Source organism: Pseudomonadota bacterium, assembly GCA_010028905.1.
Classification (GTDB): domain Bacteria; phylum Vulcanimicrobiota; class Xenobia; order RGZZ01; family RGZZ01; genus RGZZ01.
This window is the reverse complement of sequence record RGZZ01000037.1, coordinates 1-20173: the sequence shown is the minus strand read 5'-3', so window position 1 is coordinate 20173 and position 20173 is coordinate 1. Positions and strand designations below refer to the sequence as shown.

At 66.4% G+C, this 20173-nt stretch carries 17 protein-coding genes; 6 read left to right on the top strand and 11 right to left on the bottom strand.

The features are described 5' to 3' along the window. The 3 genes from EB084_04805 to EB084_04795 form a co-directional block, all read right to left on the bottom strand. Positions 1-205, bottom strand: a 205-nt coding sequence (locus EB084_04805; protein ID NDD27569.1) for a hypothetical protein, incomplete at its 3' end; no start/stop codon positions are given. After that, positions 202-984, bottom strand: coding sequence for a site-specific DNA-methyltransferase (locus tag EB084_04800; protein NDD27568.1), 783 nt, complete (start codon positions 982-984; stop codon positions 202-204). The genes EB084_04805 and EB084_04800, both read right to left, overlap by 4 nt. A gap of 129 nt (positions 985-1113) precedes the next feature. Continuing rightward, positions 1114-1650: a response regulator gene (locus EB084_04795; GenBank protein ID NDD27567.1), complete on the bottom strand. Its 537-nt coding sequence runs from the start codon at positions 1648-1650 to the stop codon at positions 1114-1116. Between EB084_04795 and EB084_04790 the strand changes: the two genes are divergently transcribed. Continuing rightward, the gene (locus EB084_04790; protein NDD27566.1) at positions 1651-2250 is read left to right on the top strand and encodes an HAD-IIIA family hydrolase; all 600 of its coding nucleotides are present in this window, start codon (positions 1651-1653) and stop codon (positions 2248-2250) included. A gap of 28 nt (positions 2251-2278) precedes the next feature. Here EB084_04790 and EB084_04785 read toward each other — a convergent pair whose 3' ends face one another. Further along, positions 2279-3274 carry a hypothetical protein gene (locus EB084_04785; protein ID NDD27565.1) on the bottom strand — a complete coding sequence of 332 codons (996 nt, stop codon included), beginning with the start codon at positions 3272-3274 and terminating at the stop codon, positions 2279-2281. 290 nt (positions 3275-3564) lie between these two features. On the opposite strand from EB084_04785, the gene EB084_04780 reads away from it, so the two are divergent. Together EB084_04780 and EB084_04775 are read left to right on the top strand one after the other, a co-directional pair. Continuing rightward, the gene (locus EB084_04780) at positions 3565-5514 is read left to right on the top strand and encodes a hypothetical protein (protein ID NDD27564.1); all 1950 of its coding nucleotides are present in this window, start codon (positions 3565-3567) and stop codon (positions 5512-5514) included. Between the two features lie 6 nt (positions 5515-5520). Next, on the top strand, positions 5521-5946 hold the full coding sequence (locus EB084_04775; protein NDD27563.1) for a hypothetical protein: 426 nt from the start codon (positions 5521-5523) through the stop codon (positions 5944-5946). A gap of 12 nt (positions 5947-5958) precedes the next feature. Here EB084_04775 and EB084_04770 read toward each other — a convergent pair whose 3' ends face one another. Continuing rightward, positions 5959-6921: a 4-hydroxy-3-methylbut-2-enyl diphosphate reductase gene (locus EB084_04770; GenBank protein ID NDD27562.1), complete on the bottom strand. Its 963-nt coding sequence runs from the start codon at positions 6919-6921 to the stop codon at positions 5959-5961. Here EB084_04770 and ychF point away from each other — a divergent pair. Both ychF and EB084_04760 read left to right on the top strand, forming a co-directional pair. Then, entirely contained in the window at positions 6872-8104 is a 1233-nt protein-coding gene (ychF, locus tag EB084_04765) for a redox-regulated ATPase YchF (protein NDD27561.1), read from the top strand. The genes EB084_04770 and ychF overlap by 50 nt on opposite strands. A 66-nt stretch (positions 8105-8170) precedes the next feature. Continuing rightward, positions 8171-10102 carry a bifunctional homocysteine S-methyltransferase/methylenetetrahydrofolate reductase gene (locus tag EB084_04760; GenBank protein NDD27560.1) on the top strand — a complete coding sequence of 644 codons (1932 nt, stop codon included), beginning with the start codon at positions 8171-8173 and terminating at the stop codon, positions 10100-10102. A 60-nt stretch (positions 10103-10162) separates the two neighbouring features. Here EB084_04760 and EB084_04755 read toward each other — a convergent pair whose 3' ends face one another. The 4 genes from EB084_04755 to EB084_04740 form a co-directional block, all read right to left on the bottom strand. Beyond that, a complete protein-coding gene (locus EB084_04755) occupies positions 10163-11218 on the bottom strand; it encodes a 2-oxoacid:ferredoxin oxidoreductase subunit beta (GenBank protein NDD27559.1) in 1056 nt (351 codons plus the stop codon). Then, positions 11215-13074, bottom strand: a complete 1860-nt coding sequence (locus EB084_04750; protein ID NDD27558.1) for a 2-oxoacid:acceptor oxidoreductase subunit alpha — start codon at positions 13072-13074, stop codon at positions 11215-11217. Before EB084_04750 ends, EB084_04755 begins: the two co-directional genes overlap by 4 nt. A 135-nt stretch (positions 13075-13209) precedes the next feature. Next, positions 13210-14544: an aminotransferase class I/II-fold pyridoxal phosphate-dependent enzyme gene (locus EB084_04745; GenBank protein NDD27557.1), complete on the bottom strand. Its 1335-nt coding sequence runs from the start codon at positions 14542-14544 to the stop codon at positions 13210-13212. A 16-nt stretch (positions 14545-14560) separates the two neighbouring features. After that, entirely contained in the window at positions 14561-16240 is a 1680-nt protein-coding gene (locus tag EB084_04740; GenBank protein ID NDD27556.1) for an HD domain-containing protein, read from the bottom strand. 213 nt (positions 16241-16453) lie between these two features. On the opposite strand from EB084_04740, the gene EB084_04735 reads away from it, so the two are divergent. Beyond that, the gene (locus EB084_04735; protein NDD27555.1) at positions 16454-19405 is read left to right on the top strand and encodes an FAD-binding oxidoreductase; all 2952 of its coding nucleotides are present in this window, start codon (positions 16454-16456) and stop codon (positions 19403-19405) included. Positions 19406-19439: 34 nt separating this feature from the next. On the opposite strand, the gene EB084_04730 is transcribed toward EB084_04735, so the two are convergent. Beyond that, positions 19440-19958 carry a PaaI family thioesterase gene (locus EB084_04730; protein NDD27554.1) on the bottom strand — a complete coding sequence of 173 codons (519 nt, stop codon included), beginning with the start codon at positions 19956-19958 and terminating at the stop codon, positions 19440-19442. Continuing rightward, positions 19955-20173, bottom strand: a 219-nt coding sequence (locus EB084_04725) for a hypothetical protein (GenBank protein NDD27553.1), incomplete at its 5' end; no start/stop codon positions are given. The genes EB084_04725 and EB084_04730, both read right to left, overlap by 4 nt.

The following is a 20173-nucleotide window of genomic DNA, read 5'->3' as shown; positions in this document are numbered from 1 at the left end:
TCGTGAGCAGCGCGAAAGCGAGGCGTTCCTGAAGCCGCACGTACGAGAGCGCAAGCAGGTTCTCGCGGGTGAGCCGTCGCTCGAGGAACCGCAGGTCGTCGAGATCACCCAGAGGGGTCCATTCGGCCTGGGGGAAGAGGAAGTCCGGTGGGTAGGCGGGCTCTCGAGCGAAATCGTCGCCCAGCGGGGGTGCCGCGTTGCTCACGTCGCCGCGGCGAGCCTGCGCACAGCAAGGTCGCAGTACGACGCATCGATGTCGAAGCCGATGCCGCTGCGTCGGTTCTGATGACAGGCCAGGAGCGTGGTTCCGCTGCCCATGAACGGGTCGAGCACCACGTCGTCGACGAAGCTGAAGAGCTTGATGCATCGCCGCGGCAGCTCGACCGGGAAAGGGGCGGGGTGACCGATTCGCGTCTTCTTCTCGCCGCTGAAGGTCCACACCCCGTTGGTCCAGTCGAGGAACTCGTCTCGAGCGATGTCGGAGACGCGGCCTCTGCTCAGCTTCTTCCACGACTCCTTGTAGAGCACCACGATGCACTCCACGGGCGCGATCACGAATGGGGCCGAGGCCGAGAGCCACGAGCCCCAGGCTGTTCGGCGCGAGATGTTCTGCTCGTTCCACACGACGGTGGAATGATAGCGCCAGCCCACCTCCTTGGCAATGGTCGTGATGTCGGCGCACACGCTCTGCTGGCCGCCCTTGTTCTTGTCGAGGGGGATGTTGAGGCAGAGGCGGCCGTCGGGACGGGCGAGGGTGAAGGCCTTGGCGAGCCACGCGCGGGTGAAGGGCAGGTAGTCGTCGAGGTACTCACGCGCGTCGTTGTGGGTGGCGTAGGCGATGTCGACGTTGTAGGGCGGAGAGGTCACGATGAGGTCGACGCTCGATGGCGGCAGCGCTCTCGACGTGATGAAGTCGTCGCGATAGATGCGGACGTTCTCGTGCGTGTGATAGGGACGCACGACGCGTGGCTTGCGCGCGAGCATGGGATCAGTACCCTCTCGGGCTTCGACGGGGGCGAAGCAAAATCGTCACGGTCATCTTTACGCAGTTCTAGAAAAAAATTCAAACTCCTTCCAGCGTTACGGGTGAGTGCAGTGCGCCGGCGGGGGACGTCAAGGCGACGGCAGCGAGGGTGGAGTGGGAGGGGCCAGGAGCGCCCGCACGGTCTCGAGCAGCTTGGCCGCGCGCAAGGGCTTGGCCAGGAAGGCGCTGCATCCCGCGGTGAAGGCTTCCGCCTTGTCGGCGGGCAGCACGCTGGCGCTCACCGCCAGCACGGGGATGGTCGCCTGGTCTGGACGCATTCGCATCTCTCGCACGAGATCGAGGCCGTTGCCGTCAGGGAGACGCACATCGAGCAGCACGAGCGCGGGGGGGGCCTGTTCGATCGCGTTGCGCCCTGCCGCGAGGGTCGGGGCATCGCATACCACGTAGCCGGCCGGTTCGAGGATGGCGCGAAGCAGCGCCAGGTTCGCCGGCACGTCTTCGATGGCGAGCAGGGTCTTGGGGGGCGCGGGCACGGGGCCTCCAGGAGCGTCGGCATCTGCTGCCCGCATGACCTGGGCAGCGTCGCGGGTGCGGGCTTCTGAGCCACCGAGCCGCACTCCTGTCAGGAGCGCCATCCTGCGGCGCGAAGCCAGGAGGCGAGCCATGTGTCGGGGAAGAGAAGCGCGAAGGACGCGGCGCCGACCTTCATTGCGTGCCTGAAGCGGGAGGACGTGTCACGGGTGAGCCATCTGCGGCCGGATCTGGTTGTGAGCCGATTTCTCGACATCGATTTCGAAGCGCTGGGAAGACCTTTTCTCCTGCTCGATGTCGACAACACCATCGCACCCATCCAGGTCGACGAGGACATGCTGCCCGGGGTGGCCGATCACATCGCCGCCGCGCGATCATGCGGCGCACTTCGTGATGTGTGCCTCGTGAGCAATGTGTTCGTGGGGCACCGCAAGCGGTTGCGGGTCGAGCGCTTCGCCCGCGCGCTCGATGCGCACGCGGTCATGCCCGACGTGCTCCATCTGAAGCCCCATGCGGCCCCCTTCCTCGAAGCATTGAAGCACATGGGGGCGACCGCCTCCGCGTCGGTGATGGTGGGCGATCAGCTGTTCACCGACGTGTTGGGGGGGAACCGCCTCGGCATGCTGACCGTGTACGTTCGCCCCATCGGACCGGACCACTGGACCACCGCGCTGACCATGCGCCGCTCTCGCGAGCGCAGGCTGTTTGCGGCCTGGGGAATCCTGCCTTCGTAGGGGGTTCGACCGCGCGGTCCGTCGCGCGCTAGAGCTCCGATTCCACTTCCAGCAGGAACTGCTCGGCGGTCTTGCAGCGGATCTTGCGGTCCTTCGAGAGCAGGCGCATGAGCGTGACCTCCCAGCGGTTGGGGAGATCCTTGCGGTAGCGCGTGATGGGCTGCGCCTGCGCCGAGAGCATGCCCTTCACCCGACCCGGGCCGCTCGTGCCCTCGCTCTCGAAGGGCAGACGCCCGGTGAAGACCTCGTAGGCGACGACCCCGAGCACATACAGGTCGCTCTGCTCGTCGGGGGGGTTGCCGAGCAGCGCTTCAGGCGCCACGTAGGAGCGACCGGTGGGGAAGACCTCCGCAATGGTGAACGCGGGGTTGCGAGTCAGGTCGAGCCCTGTGAAGCGAACGAAGTCGATGGAGACCGTACCCGGGTCATCGCCCTCCGCGCTGGCCACGAAGATGGAATCGGGGCTGAGGCTGCCGTGAACCACCGAGCGTGCGTGGGCCTCCTGCAGGGTCCGGGCGATCTGTCGAACGACTGCCGCGGCCTGCTCGAGGCCGATCTCCGACGTCATGCTCGACCGCCAGGCCCGCAGCGTTCGCGGATGATGTTCCTGAACGCACTGCACGATGCCCGAGTGCCGCTCGAGCGCCTTCTCTGACACAGCGAGCACGTCGACCACGCCGGGACCGTTCAGTGCGCGACGGGTCTCGAGCAGCCGCAGCAGCTCGCGCCGCCCGTCTGCGGGAAGGTCGGTCCAGGTCTTCAGGAAGTACTTCTGGCCCTGCGCAACCGCCTCGACCACGGTGGCCTTCGGCCCGAGTGATGTGGGCCGGGCAAGCGGGCGAACCGTCTCCGGCGTCACCCCGCTTCCTCGCGCCTGCCGGCGTGAGCCTGAGGCGGCGCCGGGGGCGAGGAGGCCAGCGAGCCATTCGCGCAGGCGCTGGAAGAAGCTGCCCCCTCCTTGTTCACGGGTCATCGCGGTGGTTCCCCCATCATTCTCTCGAAGGCGTGGCGTCCCCGTCCGCATGTGGTCGGTGCGCTGAAGCGCGGCATTCTACGGCCTCCCGCGGGAAGCCTTCAGGCAGGGCGCTGAAGCTTGTCTCCAGAGGAGGCGCCTGGGCGTCGCCCTGAAGAAGGTTTTTCCCGAGCGCTGACAAATTCATTGGCAAGTCGCGGCGTCTCGAGACTCCCTGCTCGAACCACCGCTGCCCTGTTCCGACACCCGGCCTCGGCGGCGGTGTTGCGAACCAAGCGTGGGTCGCATTCTCCGCCGCGACCCACGCGCCTCGTGCCCCGAAAGGCGAGATCAGCAGAACGATGAGCTTCAAGAAGAACGAATCGACCAAGGGTGCGAAGGGCCCGGAGGCCAAGCGCGTCCTCGGCGGTGACCCCGCGGCCAGCACGATGACGCGCAAGCCGGCCAAGTCTGGCGCTGGCGCGGCTCCTGCGCGGCCTGGCAAGCGCTTTGAGCGTGTCGCCCGCGGCGAGATCACGGGCGATCTCGAAGAGGCGTACGAAGAGGTCCTGGCCGGCCTCGACGAAGACCCCACCAACGACGATCTCCACATGCGTCGCTATGAGATTCTGCGGCGCACCAAGGACCGGGTGGCGCTCATCGCCGCGCTCGAAGAGTCCACCGAGATCACCGGCAGAAGCTTCTACGCGGTGAAGCTGGCCGCGTTCCTCGAAGAGTTCGAAGATTTCGCCGCAGCCCTCAAGTGGCGCCAGCGCGTCGTCGAGATGAGCCCAGACGACGCAGACGCGGTCAAGAAACTTGCGGTTGCGTTCGTGCGCGCGGGCGATCTCGACGGGGCAGAGCCGGCCTACATCAGCCTCATCGATCTCAAGAAAGACGTCGACAATCCGCTCGGCACGAGCTTCCTCGATGACATGACCGGGCGTGGCCTGCCGCCAGACTTCCGGGGCGATCTCCAGGCGCTGGGCCTGCGCATCCTCGACTACGCCCTCTCGAGCCGCGAGACCAGCGTGGCGCTCCTCGAGAACGCCAGCCGGCTGGCCGCGCGGGCCGGTCACTTCGAGCATTCCATCGCCTACTATGAGGTTCTGCTGGCGGCCCATCCCACCCACGCCAACGCGCGCACCTGGAAGGGCGAGCTTCTCGCGGTGCTCGCCCGCGCCGGTGTGCCCGACAAGTGGATCGAGCTGAGCAACGAGCTCATCTGCGACTACGAGGAACACCTCAAGGTCAACCGCGGCGATGTGCGGGGCTGGATCACGCTGGCGCGCCTCCAGGTGCAGGCCGGGCTCTCCGACGCGGCGCTCGCATCGTTCAAGGCGGCGATTCGCGCAGATTCACGCGAGTGGCAGGCCGTATATGAGCACGGCAAGCTCCTCATCCGCATGGGGCGCTCCGACGAGGCCATCAACTGGTACGAGGAGATCCTGTCTCCCTACGCCTCCGATGCGCCCGAGAAGAAGAGCGTGCGTGCCGTTCTCGAGCGCAACCTTGCCGAGCTGTACTTCAAGCTGGCCCGCTACAGCGACTCGCTCGCCATATACGCGCGCGAGGAAGAGAAGAACATCCGCTTCATCGCCCCCATCTATGAGGCCGTGGCGCAGCTCGACCGCGCGGAAGAGCTCTACAAGAAGGCGGTGCAGCTCACCCCGAAAGACGCCAAGGCCCATGCAGCCGTGGCTGATTTCTACGTGCGCCGGGGCAGCTGGGACGATGTGGAGCGCTCCGCGCGCGAGGGGCTGTCGTGCACCAATGCCTACGACGAGGTTCTCGAGAGCCTCTACGTCGCCCTCGCAACCGCTGAGATGAATCGCAAGCAGGTCGATCTTGCGCTCGAGACCATGGATGCGGCCATCAAGGAGACCCCGGACTCCACGAGCATGCAGTTCCGCAAGGTCAAGCTGCTGGTGCTCGCCAAGCGTTCAAAAGAAGGCAAGGCGCTGGCGGAGAGCGTTCGTGAGACCCTCGAGCGCCGTCTGGCCTGTGCGCCCGCGCACAGCGGCTACTGGAGCCTTCTGGGTGACGTGCACTCGCTTCTCGGCGGGCACGAGGCGGCAGAGACGGCCTACGAGTCGGCCATCCGCTATGACGCGCAAGACGCCCCCGCGGTTCGTGGCCTGGGCGTGCTCTCCGAGCGCCGCAAGGATCTGTCTCGCGCGCTCGATCTCTACAAGCGCTACGTGATGCTCGACCCGCTGAGCCTTGCCACGCTGCCCATCAAGCAGAAGATCAAGGAGATCGAGCAGATTCTCGGCGTCTCGACCAGCGAGTCGTCGTCGGGTTCCGCCTAGGGCCGGATGGAGGCGCCAGACACGTCGCCAACCGCGGCGGGAGCTGCCCCCTCAGCGTCTCCCCCCGTCGACAAGAACGCGCTTCGCGAGAAGGTGCGCGAGCTCGCGACGGTGAGTGGTGATCTCGAGATGCTCACCCGTCAGCTGGCCCGGCCGCAGAGCACGGTTCAGGTCAACCTGCTCCATGAGCGCATGGAGCAGCTGACGCGCCAGCAGCGCTCCCTTGTGCAGCACATCGCGGCGCAGTGCCCGGACGCGGAGCGACGCACGCAGTTCGAAGGGCTCGACAAGCGCCTGCAATCGCTGCGGGCCGAGGTGCAGGAGACGCGAGACCCTGCCGTTCTCGAGCAGCACCGCGCCGAGATCGATCCGCTGGTCGACGCGTGGGCGAGGGTTTTCGAAGACATGGTCGTGCACACCCTGCAGGGCTAGGCCCCTCGTACGTCAGACCACGGCTTCCCGAGCCACCTTGCTGTTGGCGGGCACCACCACCTGGCCGCCCGCGTAGAGCGTTCCCAGGAAGTCGGCCACCTCGCGTGTGATCTGGCTCGGGGTCGACGAGCCGCTGGTCAGCGCCACGGTGCGCACGCCCTCGAACCACTCCGGTTGGATCTCGGTAACGTTGTCGATGAGGAAGGCCGGCTTGCCCGCCAGCTCATTCACCACCTGAACCAGGCGATTCGAGTTGTTGCTCTTCGTGTCGCCCACCACCAGCACCAGGTCGGCATCCTTCGACTGCACCACCGCGGCTTCCTGACGATCGGTGGTGGCCGAGCAGATGTCGTTGTGGATGAGGGCATGCGGGAATCGCGCGCGGATGGCCTCGGTGATCTTCTCGGTGTCCCACTTGCTCAGGGTGGTCTGGGTCGAGACGGCGATCTTGTCGGTACCCAGGTCGAGGCGCTCGACGTCGTCGACCTTCTCGACCAGGTGCACGTGATCGGGCGCTTCGCCGATCACCCCTTCGGGCTCGGGGTGCCCCTTGCGCCCGATGTAGATGATCTCATAGCCCTGCGCGACCAGTGTCTTCACCAGCTCATGGGTGTGCGTCACCTCGGGACACGTGGCGTCGATGATGTGCAGCCCTCGCGCACGGGCCTTCAGCTTCACGATCGGAGACACCCCGTGGGCGGTGAACACGACCGTGCCGTGATCGACCTGCTCGAGCAGCTCTTCGCGGTTCTCGCCGTCGAGCGAGATGATGCCGTAGTCGTTGAGGCTGTTCACGGCGTGGCGGTTGTGCACGATCTGCCCCAGGATGTAGATCGGCTTCGGGGTCTTCTCATCGCGGGCCGCGACGCGTGCCAGCTGGATGGCGTCGACAACGCCGTAGCAGTACCCGCGGGGGTTGATCTTGATGACGCGGAGCTTCTGCTGCTGGGGGGATTCGGTGGGTGGGTTCTGCATGGGGCCTCCGGACGTTTTATTGATCTCTCCGGCTGGAGCGGGAGACCTTTGGCGCGCACGGTGCGGGTGCGGCAGGTTTTGGGCGCCGTGCGCTCAAATCCTCCTCCCCATGAGCTTGACCATCGGTATCATCGGTCTGCCCCAGTCTGGCAAGACCACACTGTTTCACGCGCTCACCCGCCTCGACGAATCGAAGCGGGGGAGCTCATCGGGCCAGAAGCCCAACCAGGCGCACGTCCAGGTTCCGGATCAGCGCCTCGAACGTCTCTCGGCGCTCTTCACGCCCAAGAAGACCACTCCAGCCACCGTCGATTTCCTCGACGTGGCGGCCTCCGGTGCCGATTCGCAGGAGAAAGGAGCGCTGGGCAAGCGTGTTCTCGGCGCTTTTCGCACCGTCGACACGCTGCTGCAGGTCGTGCGCTGCTACGATCACGACTATCTCGGAGACGCAAAGCCCGTCGACGATCTTGAGAACCTCGAGCTCGAGCTGCTCATCAGCGACCTCACGGTGATTCAGAACACCCTTGAGCGCAATCGCAAGATGGCCGCTGATGCGCGCATGTGGTTCGAGTCGGTGGTCAAGGCGCTCGAAGACGGCACGCGTCCGCCTGCTGACGTGGTCGCGAAGATCCCTGAGAGCGCGAAGCCGTTCGTGCAGTCGATGTCGCTGCTCGTCTTGAAGCCGGTGATCGTGTGCGCCAACATCGCTGACGGTGACATCGGCAGCGAGGAGGGCAACGCGCGTGTCGTTGCGGCGAAGGCCTGGGCAGAGGCGAACGGTCGCCAGTTCTTCACGGTCTGCGCCTCCATCGAGGAAGAGCTGGCGCAGCTCGAGCCCGAAGAGGCGAAGACCTTCATGGCCGATCTGGGGATCAAGGAGAGCGGGCTCGACAAGATCATCGAGGCCGCCTATCGCAGCCTCGATCTCATGACGTTCTTCACCGTCGGTGAAGACGAGTGCCGCGCCTGGACCGTGCGCGTGGGCGCCTGCGCGCCGGAGGCGGCGGGACGCATCCACTCCGACCTCGAGAAGGGCTTCATCCGCGCGGAGGTCGTCACCACTGACGATCTGCTGGCCCAGGGAACCTATGCGGCCTGTCGTGACAAAGGGTTGCTGCGTCTCGAGGGTAAGACCTATGTCGTGCACGATGGCGACATCCTCAACATTCGCTTCAACGTCTGAAACGCGCGTCCGGCCAGCGCCTCGCGCGGGTCGGGCGTGCTTCGAGAATCAGCAGTAGGGAACCACATGCTCCTCCCCTTCATCGAACGTCTCAAGCAAGGCCCCCTGGTGTGCGACGGCGCCATGGGCACGCAGCTCTATGAGCGCGGCATCTTCCTCAACCACGTCTTCGAGAACATCAACCTCACGCGTCCGGACCTCGTGCGCGAGATACACGAGGCCTACCTGCAAGCGGGGGCCGACATCATCGAGACCAACTCGTTCGGTGCAAACCGCGTTCGCCTCGGGTCGAAGGGGCTGGGCGACGAGGTCGAGGCCATCAACCGCAGCGCCGTGCGCATCGCGCGCGGGGTGACGACCGATCGAGCTTATCTCGCGGGCTCCATCGGGCCGTCCGGCTGGACCCCCACCATCTGCACCGACGCCGAACGGCAGAGCCTCGAAGACGCATTTGCCGAGCAGGCCGAGATTCTCGTGGCCGAGGGTGTTGATCTGCTCATGCTCGAGACCTTCGGGCTGGTGAGCGAGCTGCACCTCGCGTTGAAGGGCGTGCGGCGGGCGGTGGGCAAGGACTTTCCCGTGGTTGCGCACGTGGCCTTCGACGCCGAGGCGCAGTCCGGCGATGGGGCGACGCCGGAGCGGGCGGTCGATCTCATGGCCGAATGGGGAGCCACGATTGCCGGTGTGAACTGCATCGAGGGGCCTCAGGTGATCTTCCAGATCTGCGAGCGCATGGTGGGGCGAGGCATTCCCATCAGCGCCCAGCCCAATGCAGGGTATCCCCATCGCATCGACGGCCGCATGGTCTACATGGCCACCCCCGAGTACTTCGGCGAGTATGCCAAGCGAATGTTCCAGATCGGCGTCTCCATCGTCGGGGGGTGCTGCGGCACCAACATGGAGCACATCCGCTGGGCCACCGGTTCGGCACGCATGCTCGGCGGCGGGCGCTCGTCCATGCCCGCGACTCCGCGGCGCTCAGACGTCGAGACGGGCAAAGGGGCGCAGCCCGTTCCCATTCAAGAGAAATCGCGGCTCTCGGCCAAGGTGGCCCGCGTCTACGAGGAGCGGGTGAAGCGCGGCATCGGTCGCGACACCATCACGCCGGAGAACTTCGTGGTGAGCGTAGAGGTGAATCCTCCCATGGGGCTCGATCTCGCTCCCGCGATTCGCGGCGCCCGCATGCTCGCCGAGGCTGGGGTCGACGTCATCAACTCAGCCGACGGCCCCCGCGCCACGGTGCGCGTCTCGAACAGCGTTTTGACCCACATGGTGCAGCAGGAGGTGGGCATGGAGACGATACTCCACGTGTGCTGCCGGGATCGCAACCTGCTGCGTCTCACGTCTGATCTCTACGCCAGCTACGTGCAGGGCTCGCACAACCTGGTCATCATCACGGGCGATCCGCCCAAGACGGCCGGCGATTATCCCCACGCCACCGCTGTGTTCGATCTCGATTCGATCGGGCTGCTTCGCCTGGCCAATCAGCTCAATCACGGCTTCGATCTGGCCGGCAAGCCCATCAGTCAGCCCACACGCTTCTTCCTCGCATGTGGCGTGGAGCCCGGCGCTCTCGACTACGACCGCGAGATCCGGCGTCTTCGCGAGAAGAAGGAGGCCGGCGCGGAGATGGTCATGACCCAGCCCGTCTATGATGGCGCGCTGCTGCGGCGCTTCCTCGATGACGTGAAGGACCTCGACATGCCGGTGCTGGTGGGCCTGCTGCCTCTCGCGTCTCACCAGAATGCGCTGTTCCTCCACAACGAGGTGCCGGGCATGCAGATCCCCAAGCCCATCCTCGAGCGCATGGAACGGGTCGAGAAGGGCCCGAAGTCGCTCATGGAAGGGGTGCGCATCGCGCAGGAGGCGCTCGACGAGGTGAAGCACGAGGTCGTCGGGGCCTACATCATGCCGCCCTTCGGACGCTACGAGGGGGCCGTGAAGATCCTCGAGCCGATGGGGTACAGCCTGCCCGAGAGCGCCCGCGCGTTCCCCTGAAAAAAGAAGCAGCGCCCGGTGTGCACCGGGCGCTGTTCGTTCTGGTGAACCGCGGGTTGCCTACGCCACCGTCCAGGTGTCGCCGGCCCGCAGCAGCGAGTTGAGATCGCCCTTGCCCTTGGCCTTCTGAACGTTTGCAATCTGCTCATCGAGCAGCGCTTCGTAGGTCGGGTGCTCAACGGCGCGGAACACGCCCATGGGCACGGGGAACTCGGGCGGGTTCATGCGCGAGAGGAACCAGGCCAGCGTGGGCTCTTCTGTTGCCTCGTCGTGCACGAGCAGGTCGGCCTCGGTAACGCCGTTCTCGCCGATGGTCACCACCTCGGGGTGGATGCCCTTCAGGCGGATGCCCTTGTTGCGATCCTTGCCGAAGACGAGGGGCTTGCCGTGCTCGAGCAGCACCGTCTGATCGGCCCGCACCTTCTTCTCACCAAACGCATCAAAGGCGCCGTCGTTGAAGATGACGCAGTTCTGGTACACCTCGACGAACGACACGCCCTTGTGCGCCGCGGCGCGCTTGAGCACGGTCGACAGGTGGTTCAGATCGTTGTCGATGGTGCGTGCCACGAACGTGGCCTCAGAGGCCAGCGCCACGCTCAGGGGGTTGAGCGGGGTCTCGAGGGTGCCGAAGGGCGAAGACTTGGTCTTCTTGCCCAGCTCGGAGGTAGGCGAGTACTGGCCCTTTGTCAGACCGTAGATGCGGTTGTTGAAGAGGATGATGTTGATGTCGAGGTTGCGCCGGATGGCGTGGACGAGGTGGTTGCCCCCGATGGAGAGGCCATCGCCGTCGCCTGTGATCACCCACACCTGCAGGTTCGGGTTGGCCAGCTTCACCCCTGTGGCCACCGCCGGCGCGCGACCGTGGATGGAGTGGAACCCGTAGGTGTTCATGTAGTAGGGGAAGCGGCTCGAGCAGCCGATGCCCGACACGAAGACCACGTCTTCACGAGGCACCCCGAGCTCGGGCATGATCTTCTGCACCTGCGCGAGGATGGCGTAGTCGCCGCAGCCCGGGCACCAGCGAACCTCTTGGTCGCTGATGAAGTCCTTCTTGGTGAGGGGGGCTGCTCCGCCGCCGTTGGTGGCGGTGCCGTTGGTCTGAATGGTCTGGGTCATGAGAGCACCTCGTCGATCTTCTTGAGAATCTCGGAAATCTTGAACGGCTTGCCCTGCACCTTGTTGAGGCCCACCGTGTCGATGACGAAGCGGCTGCGAATCAGCAGGTTGAGCTGACCGAGGTTGAGCTCGGCGACCATCACCTTCTTGAAGCGCTTCAGCACGTCGCCCAGGTTCTTGGGGAACGGATTGATGTAGCGCAGGTGGATGCTCGACACCTTCTTGCCCTGCTTGCGCGCCTTCTCGACCGCGGACGTGATGGCGCCGTGCGTGCCGCCCCAGCCCACGATGAGCAGGTCGCCCTCGGCGTCACCGAACACCTCGACGTCGGGAACGTCGTTGGCGATGCGGGCCACCTTCTCGGCGCGGGTGCGCACCATGTGCTCATGGTTTGCGGGGTCGTAGCTCACGTTGCCCGTGACGTCGGCCTTCTCGATGCCGCCGATGCGGTGCTCGAGCCCTGGCGTTCCGGGGATGGCCCAGGGGCGTGCCAGCGTTTCGGGGTTGCGCAGGAACGGCATGTAGCCCTTCTCATGATTCGGCCCCGTGGCGAACGTGACGTTGATCTTGGGGAGGTCGGAGACGGCGGGCACCTTCCACGGCTCGGCGCCGTTGGCGAGATAGCCGTCGGAGAGGAAGAACACGGGCAGCATGTGCGTGACGGCGATGCGAACCGCCTCGATGGCCATCGAGAAGCACTCGCCTGGCGTGCCAGGCGCGATCACGGCAACGGGGCACTCGCCGTTGCGCCCGAACATGGCCTGGAGCAGGTCGGCCTGCTCGGTCTTGGTGGGCAGGCCCGTGCTCGGTCCGCCGCGCTGCACGTCGATGATGACGAGGGGGAGCTCGGTCATCACGGCGAGACCGATGGCCTCAGACTTCAGCGCCACGCCCGGACCGCTCGTGCCGGTCAGGCCGATGCTGCCCGTGAAGGCGGCGCCGATGGTGGCGGTGATGGCGGCGATCTCGTCTTCCGCCTGGAAGGTGCGGATGCCGAAGTGGCGCAGCTTCGAGAGCTCGTGGAGGATGTCGCTGGCCGGCGTGATGGGGTAGCTGCCGTAGAACAGCGGCAGCCCCGCGATCTGCGCGGCGGCCACGAAGCCCAGCGCCGTGGCCTCATTGCCCGTGATGTTGCGGTAGAAGCCCGGCTGCAGCTCGGCCTTCTTCACGCGATAGTGCTCGTTGAAGATCTCGGTGGTATCGGCGTAGTTGTAGCCGGCCTTCAGCGCCATGGTGTTGGCGTTCTGCACCGTGGGGTTCTTGCCGAACTTCTTGCCGATCCAGTCGAGGGTCGGATCGAGCGGGCGATCGTAGAGCCAGTACATGATTCCGAGGGCGAAGAAGTTCTTGCACCGCTCGGTCTCCTTCTTCGACATGCCGAGCTCGGAGAGGGCATTGGCCGTGAGGCTCGACAGCGGCACCCGGATGACGCGGTAGCCACTGAGGCTGCCGTCTTCGAGCGGGTTCACCTTGTAGGCGGCCTTCTCGAGGTTGCCCGAGGTGAAGGCGTCTTCGTTCACCACCAGCAGGCCTCCGGGCTCGAGGTCGCCGATGTTGACCTTCAGCGCGGCGGGGTTCATGGCCACGAGCACGTTCGGCTCGTCGCCCGGCGTGCGGATGTCATGCGAGCTGAAGTTGATCTGGAATCCGCTCACGCCGGGCAGCGAGCCCGCCGGGGCACGGATCTCGGCGGGGAAGTCGGGGAGGGTCGACAGGTCGTTGCCTGAGATGGCGGTGGTGACGGTGAACTGCTGTCCCGTCAGCTGGATGCCGTCACCGGAGTCTCCCGCGAAGCGGATGGTGACGTCGTCGAGCTCGATGACCGGTGGGGGTGCGGTCTCTGTGATGGTGGTCATGCGATATCTTCCTCGTGGAGGTCTGTGTCTGCTCTGGACGGTCGGCCCGCGCATCGTCTCAGCACGGGACAGGACGTGGGCGGCTGCCAGAAATCTGCGAATGGTTCGCGGTTCGTGCGCGTTTGCCTGCAAGCCTCAGAGAAAATTGCGCGCCGAGATGTACTGCCGGAACAGTGCGGCAAGCAGGCGGGGAACCAGCGCCATGCGCTCCGGGGTTTCGACGTACGCCACGCGCATCTGGGTCCGGCCTGGGTTGGGCTCGCCCGCGGCGGTCTCGTAGAAGCCCGACATGGGGGCGGTGAGAAGCGTGAGGCGCTTGCCGTCGACATCGACGGCTCCTTCGGTGGCACAGAACATCACGAAGTCGAGGGCATCGAACCGCCCGTCGACGAGGGCGCGCACATCGACGATGGAGTAGAGGGCGGCATCTGGTCGGCTCACCACGGCGCCTGGCAGGTGCTCGTGAACGCTTGCCGTGAAGCTGTCGAGCATCGACTTGTAGTAGTCTCGCTGGCGGCCGTACCAGCCGCGCAGATCGTCGTGCGACACGTGTCCCAGGGCGCCGAAGATGTGCTGGCCAATGGCGCTGGAGCAGAGCCCCGCCGTGTTCTCGGCGACCGCCTGGGTGTGGAAGTGGCGGTTGTCGGTGACGAGGGCGCCGATGCGCAGGCCGCACGCGTTCCACACCTTTGACGCGCTCTCGATGCTGATGCGCCGGCCCACGATGCCAGGGACCCGTTCGTCGGTCACGGCCCATATGCTGGCGGTGCGGCTGCCGGTGTAGTGCAGCTCGCGGTAGGCCTCGTCGCTGACCATCCAGATGTCGTGCTTCACGCACAGGCGGGCGAGATCTTCGAGCGCGCTCTGGTCGTAGGCATGACCGGTGGGATTGTCGTAGGGAATGACGACGAGAGCGCCCGGCTTCGACGCCGCCATGGCGGCATCGATCTCGCTCAGGGCGGGAAGGGTGAAGCGACCGTCGTCCTGCAGGGTTCGCCGGATGCTCACGGTTGAACGCCCCACCCGCTCCGCGAACGACCCGTAGTTCGTATAGGCGGGATCGATGAGCATGAGCGGGCGCTCTCCGCTGCCGGCGGCGCCGCAGCAGCCCACGATGACCAGTTCCATGGCCTGGCTGCCACCGTCGGTGACCTGGCAGTGGAGCCCCGAGACGTCGAATCCGCTGCTGGCGATGATGTTCAAGAACGCGGCCGTGGCCTCGTCTGTGCCCACCGTGGCGGTGTAGCGCACCACGCCTTCCCGGAACGGGCTCTCCGCGCCGCCGAGGTTCTGCATGCGCGACATCATCGCGGGGTGCATCGGCAGCGAGACGTTTCCGATGGCCACGTTGATGGCCTCCGTGCCATCGCGTCGCTCGGCGAAGCGAATGGTGGCCACGCGAATGGCCGAGGGCGTGCGCTTCGAGAAGTAGTCTGACAAGGGAGGCTGGGCCTGGGACAGGGAGGTCATGGGTTCTCCTTGGGTTTCAGTACGCCGGAGAGTCGACGTCGACCGTGGCGACCTCGTGCCATGCGGCGCCGGCCAGGGCGCTCTGATCGTGCACGATGTCCTCGAAGATGCGGAAGATCTCCGGATCGAAGTGGCCGGGCTGCATGCGAGACATGATGTCGTGGGCTTCTTCTGTGGTGTAGGCCTTCTGGCGACCATCGGAACCGACGCGGTACACGCGTGGCGTGGTGAGGGCGCTCCAGACGTCTGCCACCACCTCGACGCGAGACAGCAGGGGGATCTCGTCGCCCTTCAGGCCGTCCGGGTAGCCGCGGCCGTCGAAGCGCTCATGATGGTGCTTGATGATGGCCTGCAGGGTCTTCATGCCCGGGATGTCCTCGAAGAACTCGGCGGAGAACACCGGATGGCGCTTCATCACCTCGAACTCTTCCGGGGTCAGCTTGCGGGGGGCATTGAGGATCTCGGCGGGCACGAAGATCTTGCCCACGTCGTGCATGTCGCAAGCCATGTGCAGCAGGTCCATGCTGCGGCGGTCGAGGTCCATGCGCTCGCCGATCTTGAGCGCCATGACGCGCACGTGGTACGAGTGGCGAAGCGTGTAGTTGTCTTTCACGTCGAGCGCGATGTTCATCTGCCGGATGAACTTGATCTGCTTCTCGACCTTGAGGTTCTTGAACTTCTCGACGATCTTCTCGAGCGCGGCCACCACGCGCGGGTTGTAGCGCTTGCCGGAGTCGCTTCGCATCTTCACCGTGGCCGCTTCCTCGTTGAGGCCGCGATAGTGCGGCGAGGTGAACTCGAGGTATTCGTGGGCCACCTGGATGATCTGTGCCTCGAGGGGCATCTCCTCGAACGTGGGGCGCGCCAGGAACTCGAGGAAGCGCACCGATTCGTAGAGGTTTCGATCCGGCTTGAGGATGCGGATGGCGTGCTTCCAGATGTTGTTGAACTCGATCTCCTCGTCGGCCGTGAGCGGCTCTCCCTTTCGCTGGCGCAGCACGAGCTGCGTGGGCAGGGCCACCTTACCGATCTCGTGGAGGTAGCCGGCGTAGAAGACGTCGTCGCTCACCATCGGGCACAGGATCTTGGCCATCTCGCGGGCGAGCATGGCCGTCTCCTTGCAGTGCTCGACCTGGCCCTTGCCGCCTGCGGCTTCGTTGAGGCGCAGCAGCAGGTCGAGGACGGTGGGGTCCATCTCGAAGCGCGGGGCTGCCTTGAACTTGCGCTTCGTCTCTTCTTGATGTCCGGTATCGCCTTCGAGCAGCGAGACGCGCTGCGCCATGAGGCGGTTCATCTGCACCAGCAGCTCTTGGTTCTCGAGCGTCAGGCGCTTGAAGTCCATGGCCATCACGCGCACCAGGATGCACTCGTCGAGCGCCTTCACGGTAGCCGATCGCGGCTGCCCCGCGAGCAGGGCCATCTCGCCGAAGCCCTCGCCCTGGTCGAGCACGGCCATGACGAGCTCGGCGTCGCCATCCATGCGGACCACCTTCACGTGGCCCTCTTTGATCATGTAGAAGCTGTCGCCCGGGTCGCCCTCGGTGAAGATGGTCTCGTTCGGCGAGGCGACGACCACGTGAATGGTGGCCAGGATCTTCGTCAGCGTCTCTTGCGAGAGCGAGTAGAAGATCGGGATGGACGAGATGAAACGAAGGAGGTCGTTTCTCCCTTCCACCGTCAGCTCCTTGACTTCCATTCAAGCCTCCGTGATGGGGCCGCACGGCGCTGCGCCCGCGCCGATGCGTGGGTCAACTGTGGCTGCCTCCTGTTCCCGCCGTGATTCCATCGGCAGGCGTTTACAACTTGGCCGTCTGCCCCGGTTTCCCTGCGCAGGCATGCGTACCCGCGCAGACGGATTGTGAGTCACGGCTGCAGGCCTGGGGAAGGGGAGGCCCCGAACTTGTGCGCCATGGGCCGAGATCGAAGACGCGAAGAGGTGGCGCGCGCGCTCTCCCGAGAGATGCGAGGCGAGGTGCGCTTTGATCACGTGACGCGCGTTCTCTACAGCACTGACGCGAGCATCTACGAGATCGAGCCGGTGGGGGTGGTCTTCCCCCACGACGGCGCAGATGTCCACGCCGCGGTGGCCGCGTGCGCGCGCGAGGGGGTGGCCGTGCTGGCCCGCGGGGGCGGCACCAGCCTGGCCGGTCAGGCCACGGGGCACGCGGTGCACCTCGATCTCTCGCGTCACTGCGGGCGCATCCTTGAGATCGACGTCGAGGGGCGACAGGCGCGGGTGCAGCCGGGGGTGGTGCTCGATCAGCTGAACGCCCGCCTCGCGGTGCACGGGCTGATGTTCGGCCCGGACGTGGCCCCCTCGAACCGCGCCACCATCGGCGGCATGATCGGCAACAACGCGTGCGGCACCCGCTCGGTGGTGCATGGCCGCACCGTCGACCACGTGCGGTCGCTTCGCGTGGTGCTCAGCGACGGGCAGCGCGTCACGCTCTCCACCGATCCCTGCGCTGTACCTTCGCGCATCATCGACGAGGTGAACCGCATCCGCGTCGAGGAGGCGCATGAGATCCGCGAGCGCTTCCCGCCCATCATGCGGCGTGTCAGCGGGTACAACCTCGATGCCCTGCTGGTCGACGCGCCCAACCTGGCCCATCTGGTGGTGGGGTCGGAAGGAACGCTTGGCGTGGTCGAGGAGGCCACCATCGCCCTCGTTGACCGCCCCCGCGCCAATGGGCTGCTGCTCGTGCACTGCCGCGATCTCGACGAGGCGCTCGAAGCCAACCTTGTGGCGCTGACCCATCACCCCAGCGCCTCAGAGCTGCTCGAGCGCATGCTGCTCGAGATGGCGCGCGCTTCGAGCGAGTACGCTCGTCATCTATGGTTCCTCGACGAGGCGCCCCACGAGGTCATCGTGGTGGAGATGTGTGGCGACACCCTCGCCCAGGTGAGCGGGCGACTCGGGGCACTCGAGGCGGAGCTCCGGCGCAGGCATCTCGGCTTCGCGTGGCGCGCGGCCCTCGATCCGGCGCGCGTGCGGGACGTGTGGAAGGTGCGCAAGGCGGGCCTGCCCCTGCTCATGTCCCGGCCCGGGAAGCGCAAGCCGCTGGCCTTCGTGGAAGACACGGCCGTGTCTCCGGAGCGGCTGCCCGAGTTCGTGCGCCGCTTCCGCGAGATCGTGGCCGCGCACGGCACCGAGGCGTCGTTCTATGCCCACGCCAGCGTGGGGTGCATGCACATCCGACCGCTGCTCGATCTGCGCGAGGCGGGCGATGTGCGCGCCATGCGCGAGATGTCGGAAGCGGTGTTTGCCCTCGTGCGTGAGTTCGGGGGCTGCATGAGCGGTGAGCACGGCGACGGCCTGGCGCGCAGCGCCTACAATGAGCGGCAGTTCGGCGCGCGCCTCTACGCCGCGTTCCGCCGACTCAAGGCGGCATTCGACCCGGCGGGGCTCATGAACCCGGGCAAGGTGGTCGACGCCGCGCCCATGACCGAGAGCCTGCGCTATCGCGGCGACTACCCGGCCTATCTGCCCGAGACCGTGCTCGACTTCGATTCGCGGGGCGGCCTCGCGCACGTGGTCGAGCAGTGCAACGGGTCAGGGGTCTGTCGAAAGGTCGGAGAGGGCACCATGTGCCCCTCGTTCATGGCCACGGCCGACGAATGCGACTCGCCTCGGGGGCGCGCCAACGCCCTGCGGGGGGTGATCAGCGGGCGCTTGCCCCCCGACTTCCTCGAGAGCGACGAGATGCGCGATCTCATGGACCTCTGCGTGGGCTGCAAGGCGTGCCGCTCGGAATGCCCATCGCGGGTTGATGTCGCCGCGCTCAAGTTCGAGGTGGCCGCTCGCCGCCACGAGCGTCACGGTGCGCCGCTTCGCGCCCGTCTCTTCGCCCAGGCGTCCACGCTGGGGCTGCTGGGGACCCTGGCCCCCGGTCTGAGCAATGCCCTCACGAGAGAGCCGGCCGTGCGCTGGCTGCTCGAGCGCGTCGTGGGAATCGATCGCCGCCGCCCGCTGCCACGCTTTGCCGCGAAGCGCTTCACGCGAGAGGTGAGAGAGGTCTGCCCGGAGACCCTTCTCACCGCGGACGCGGTTCCCGTTGATGTGGTGGAGACGCGTGGCGCTTCAGCGGCGGGCGCAACGACCGAGCCTCGCGTGCGTCGCAAGGCCGTGCTCTTCCCGGACACCTTCGTGGAATACCACGCGCCGGAGGTGGGATTGGCCGCGCTGCGGGTGATGCAGGCGACAGGCATCGACGTGCGGGTCTCGGGGCCGGCCTGCTGCGGGCGCCCCATGATCTCGCAGGGCCTCGCGCGGCAGGCCTGGGAGCAGGCGCGCATCGTCTCTGAGACCGTGAACCTGCTCGATCGACACGGGTTCGATGTGGTCATGTGCGAGCCTTCGTGTGTCACGGCCATCCGAGACGACTACAGCCTGCTGCTGCCGGGGGACACCCTGGGCGACCTTCCCGACAAGGTGCTGCTGCTCGAGGAGTGGCTGCTGCGCCTTCATCAGGCGGGGGGGCTGCCGCCCGACATGTTCGCCCCCATGCCGGCGCGGGTGCTCGTTCACGGCCATTGCCAGCAGAAGGCCCTGAATGCGTTCGAGGCCACCCTTTCAGCGCTGCGCCTGGTTCCGGGACTCGAGATCGCAACCGTCGACAGCGGGTGCTGCGGATTGGCCGGCGCGTTCGGCTACGAGACCGAGCACTACGAGCTCTCGATGGCCATGGGCCAGCGGGCGCTTCTGCCGGCCGTGCGTGCCTTTGTCGACGACCGCGACCCTCGGCCGCGCTACGTGGTGGCCACGGGCACCTCTTGCCGTCAGCAGATCGCGCATGGCGCGGGGGTGCGGGCGCTGCATCCGGCCCAGATCCTGGCACGCGCGCTGCGGCCTCCGAAGTAGGGGCTTCCGCCCGCCGTTTGTGCGGCCGTGTCTGTCATCGAGGTGGAGAGGCGCGTCGCGCGCGCGTGTCGTGCATGACGATGTAGCGCTCGACGGGCGAGAGATGATCGAGCGCTTCCGGCAGGAACCCCTGCAGCTTCTCCGCTCGCACCACGACGAAGATGCCTCGCGCCTGCGTCAGCACGCGACCGTCGTCTGCCACGAGCGTTCCTCGCGTGTGCACCTTGCGCCCCTCGACCCGTTCGACCCCGCAGCGCGCCTCGAGGGGCTGGTCGAGGGGGACCAGCTCACGAAAGTCGATGTCGAGGTGCACCGCCACCACTGCGTGGCCGTGCATCCACGCGCAGGTCCCCATGGCCTCGTCGAGAACGGCGGCCACGCTTCCCCCGTGGGCGTGAAGCGGGGGGCCCTGGGCGCCCAGACCGAAGCGCACCTCGGCCAGCAGCTCGTCGGTCTCAGGGCTCCAGGCATAGCACACCCTTATGCGGTCGTCGTCCGGCGTACCGCACACGTAGCAGCCCACGTGCGCGGGGAGCGGCACGCGCGTGCTCATGGTTGCCCTCTTTCACGCGCCTGGTGGCTCGAACGTCTCTCGGCGCTCGTCTTGCGAGCGAAGGGCTGGTTCGCGCGGCACAGGAAGTCGAGCACGGCGCTTCCCGCCGCGGCCACCTTCTCAGCCCGCACGTGGGCCGCGCTGTCGGCGGGCGTGTGCAGGGTGTCATCGATACGCCAGCGCACGTATGCCGTGGCAAATCCCGCGCGCTCGAA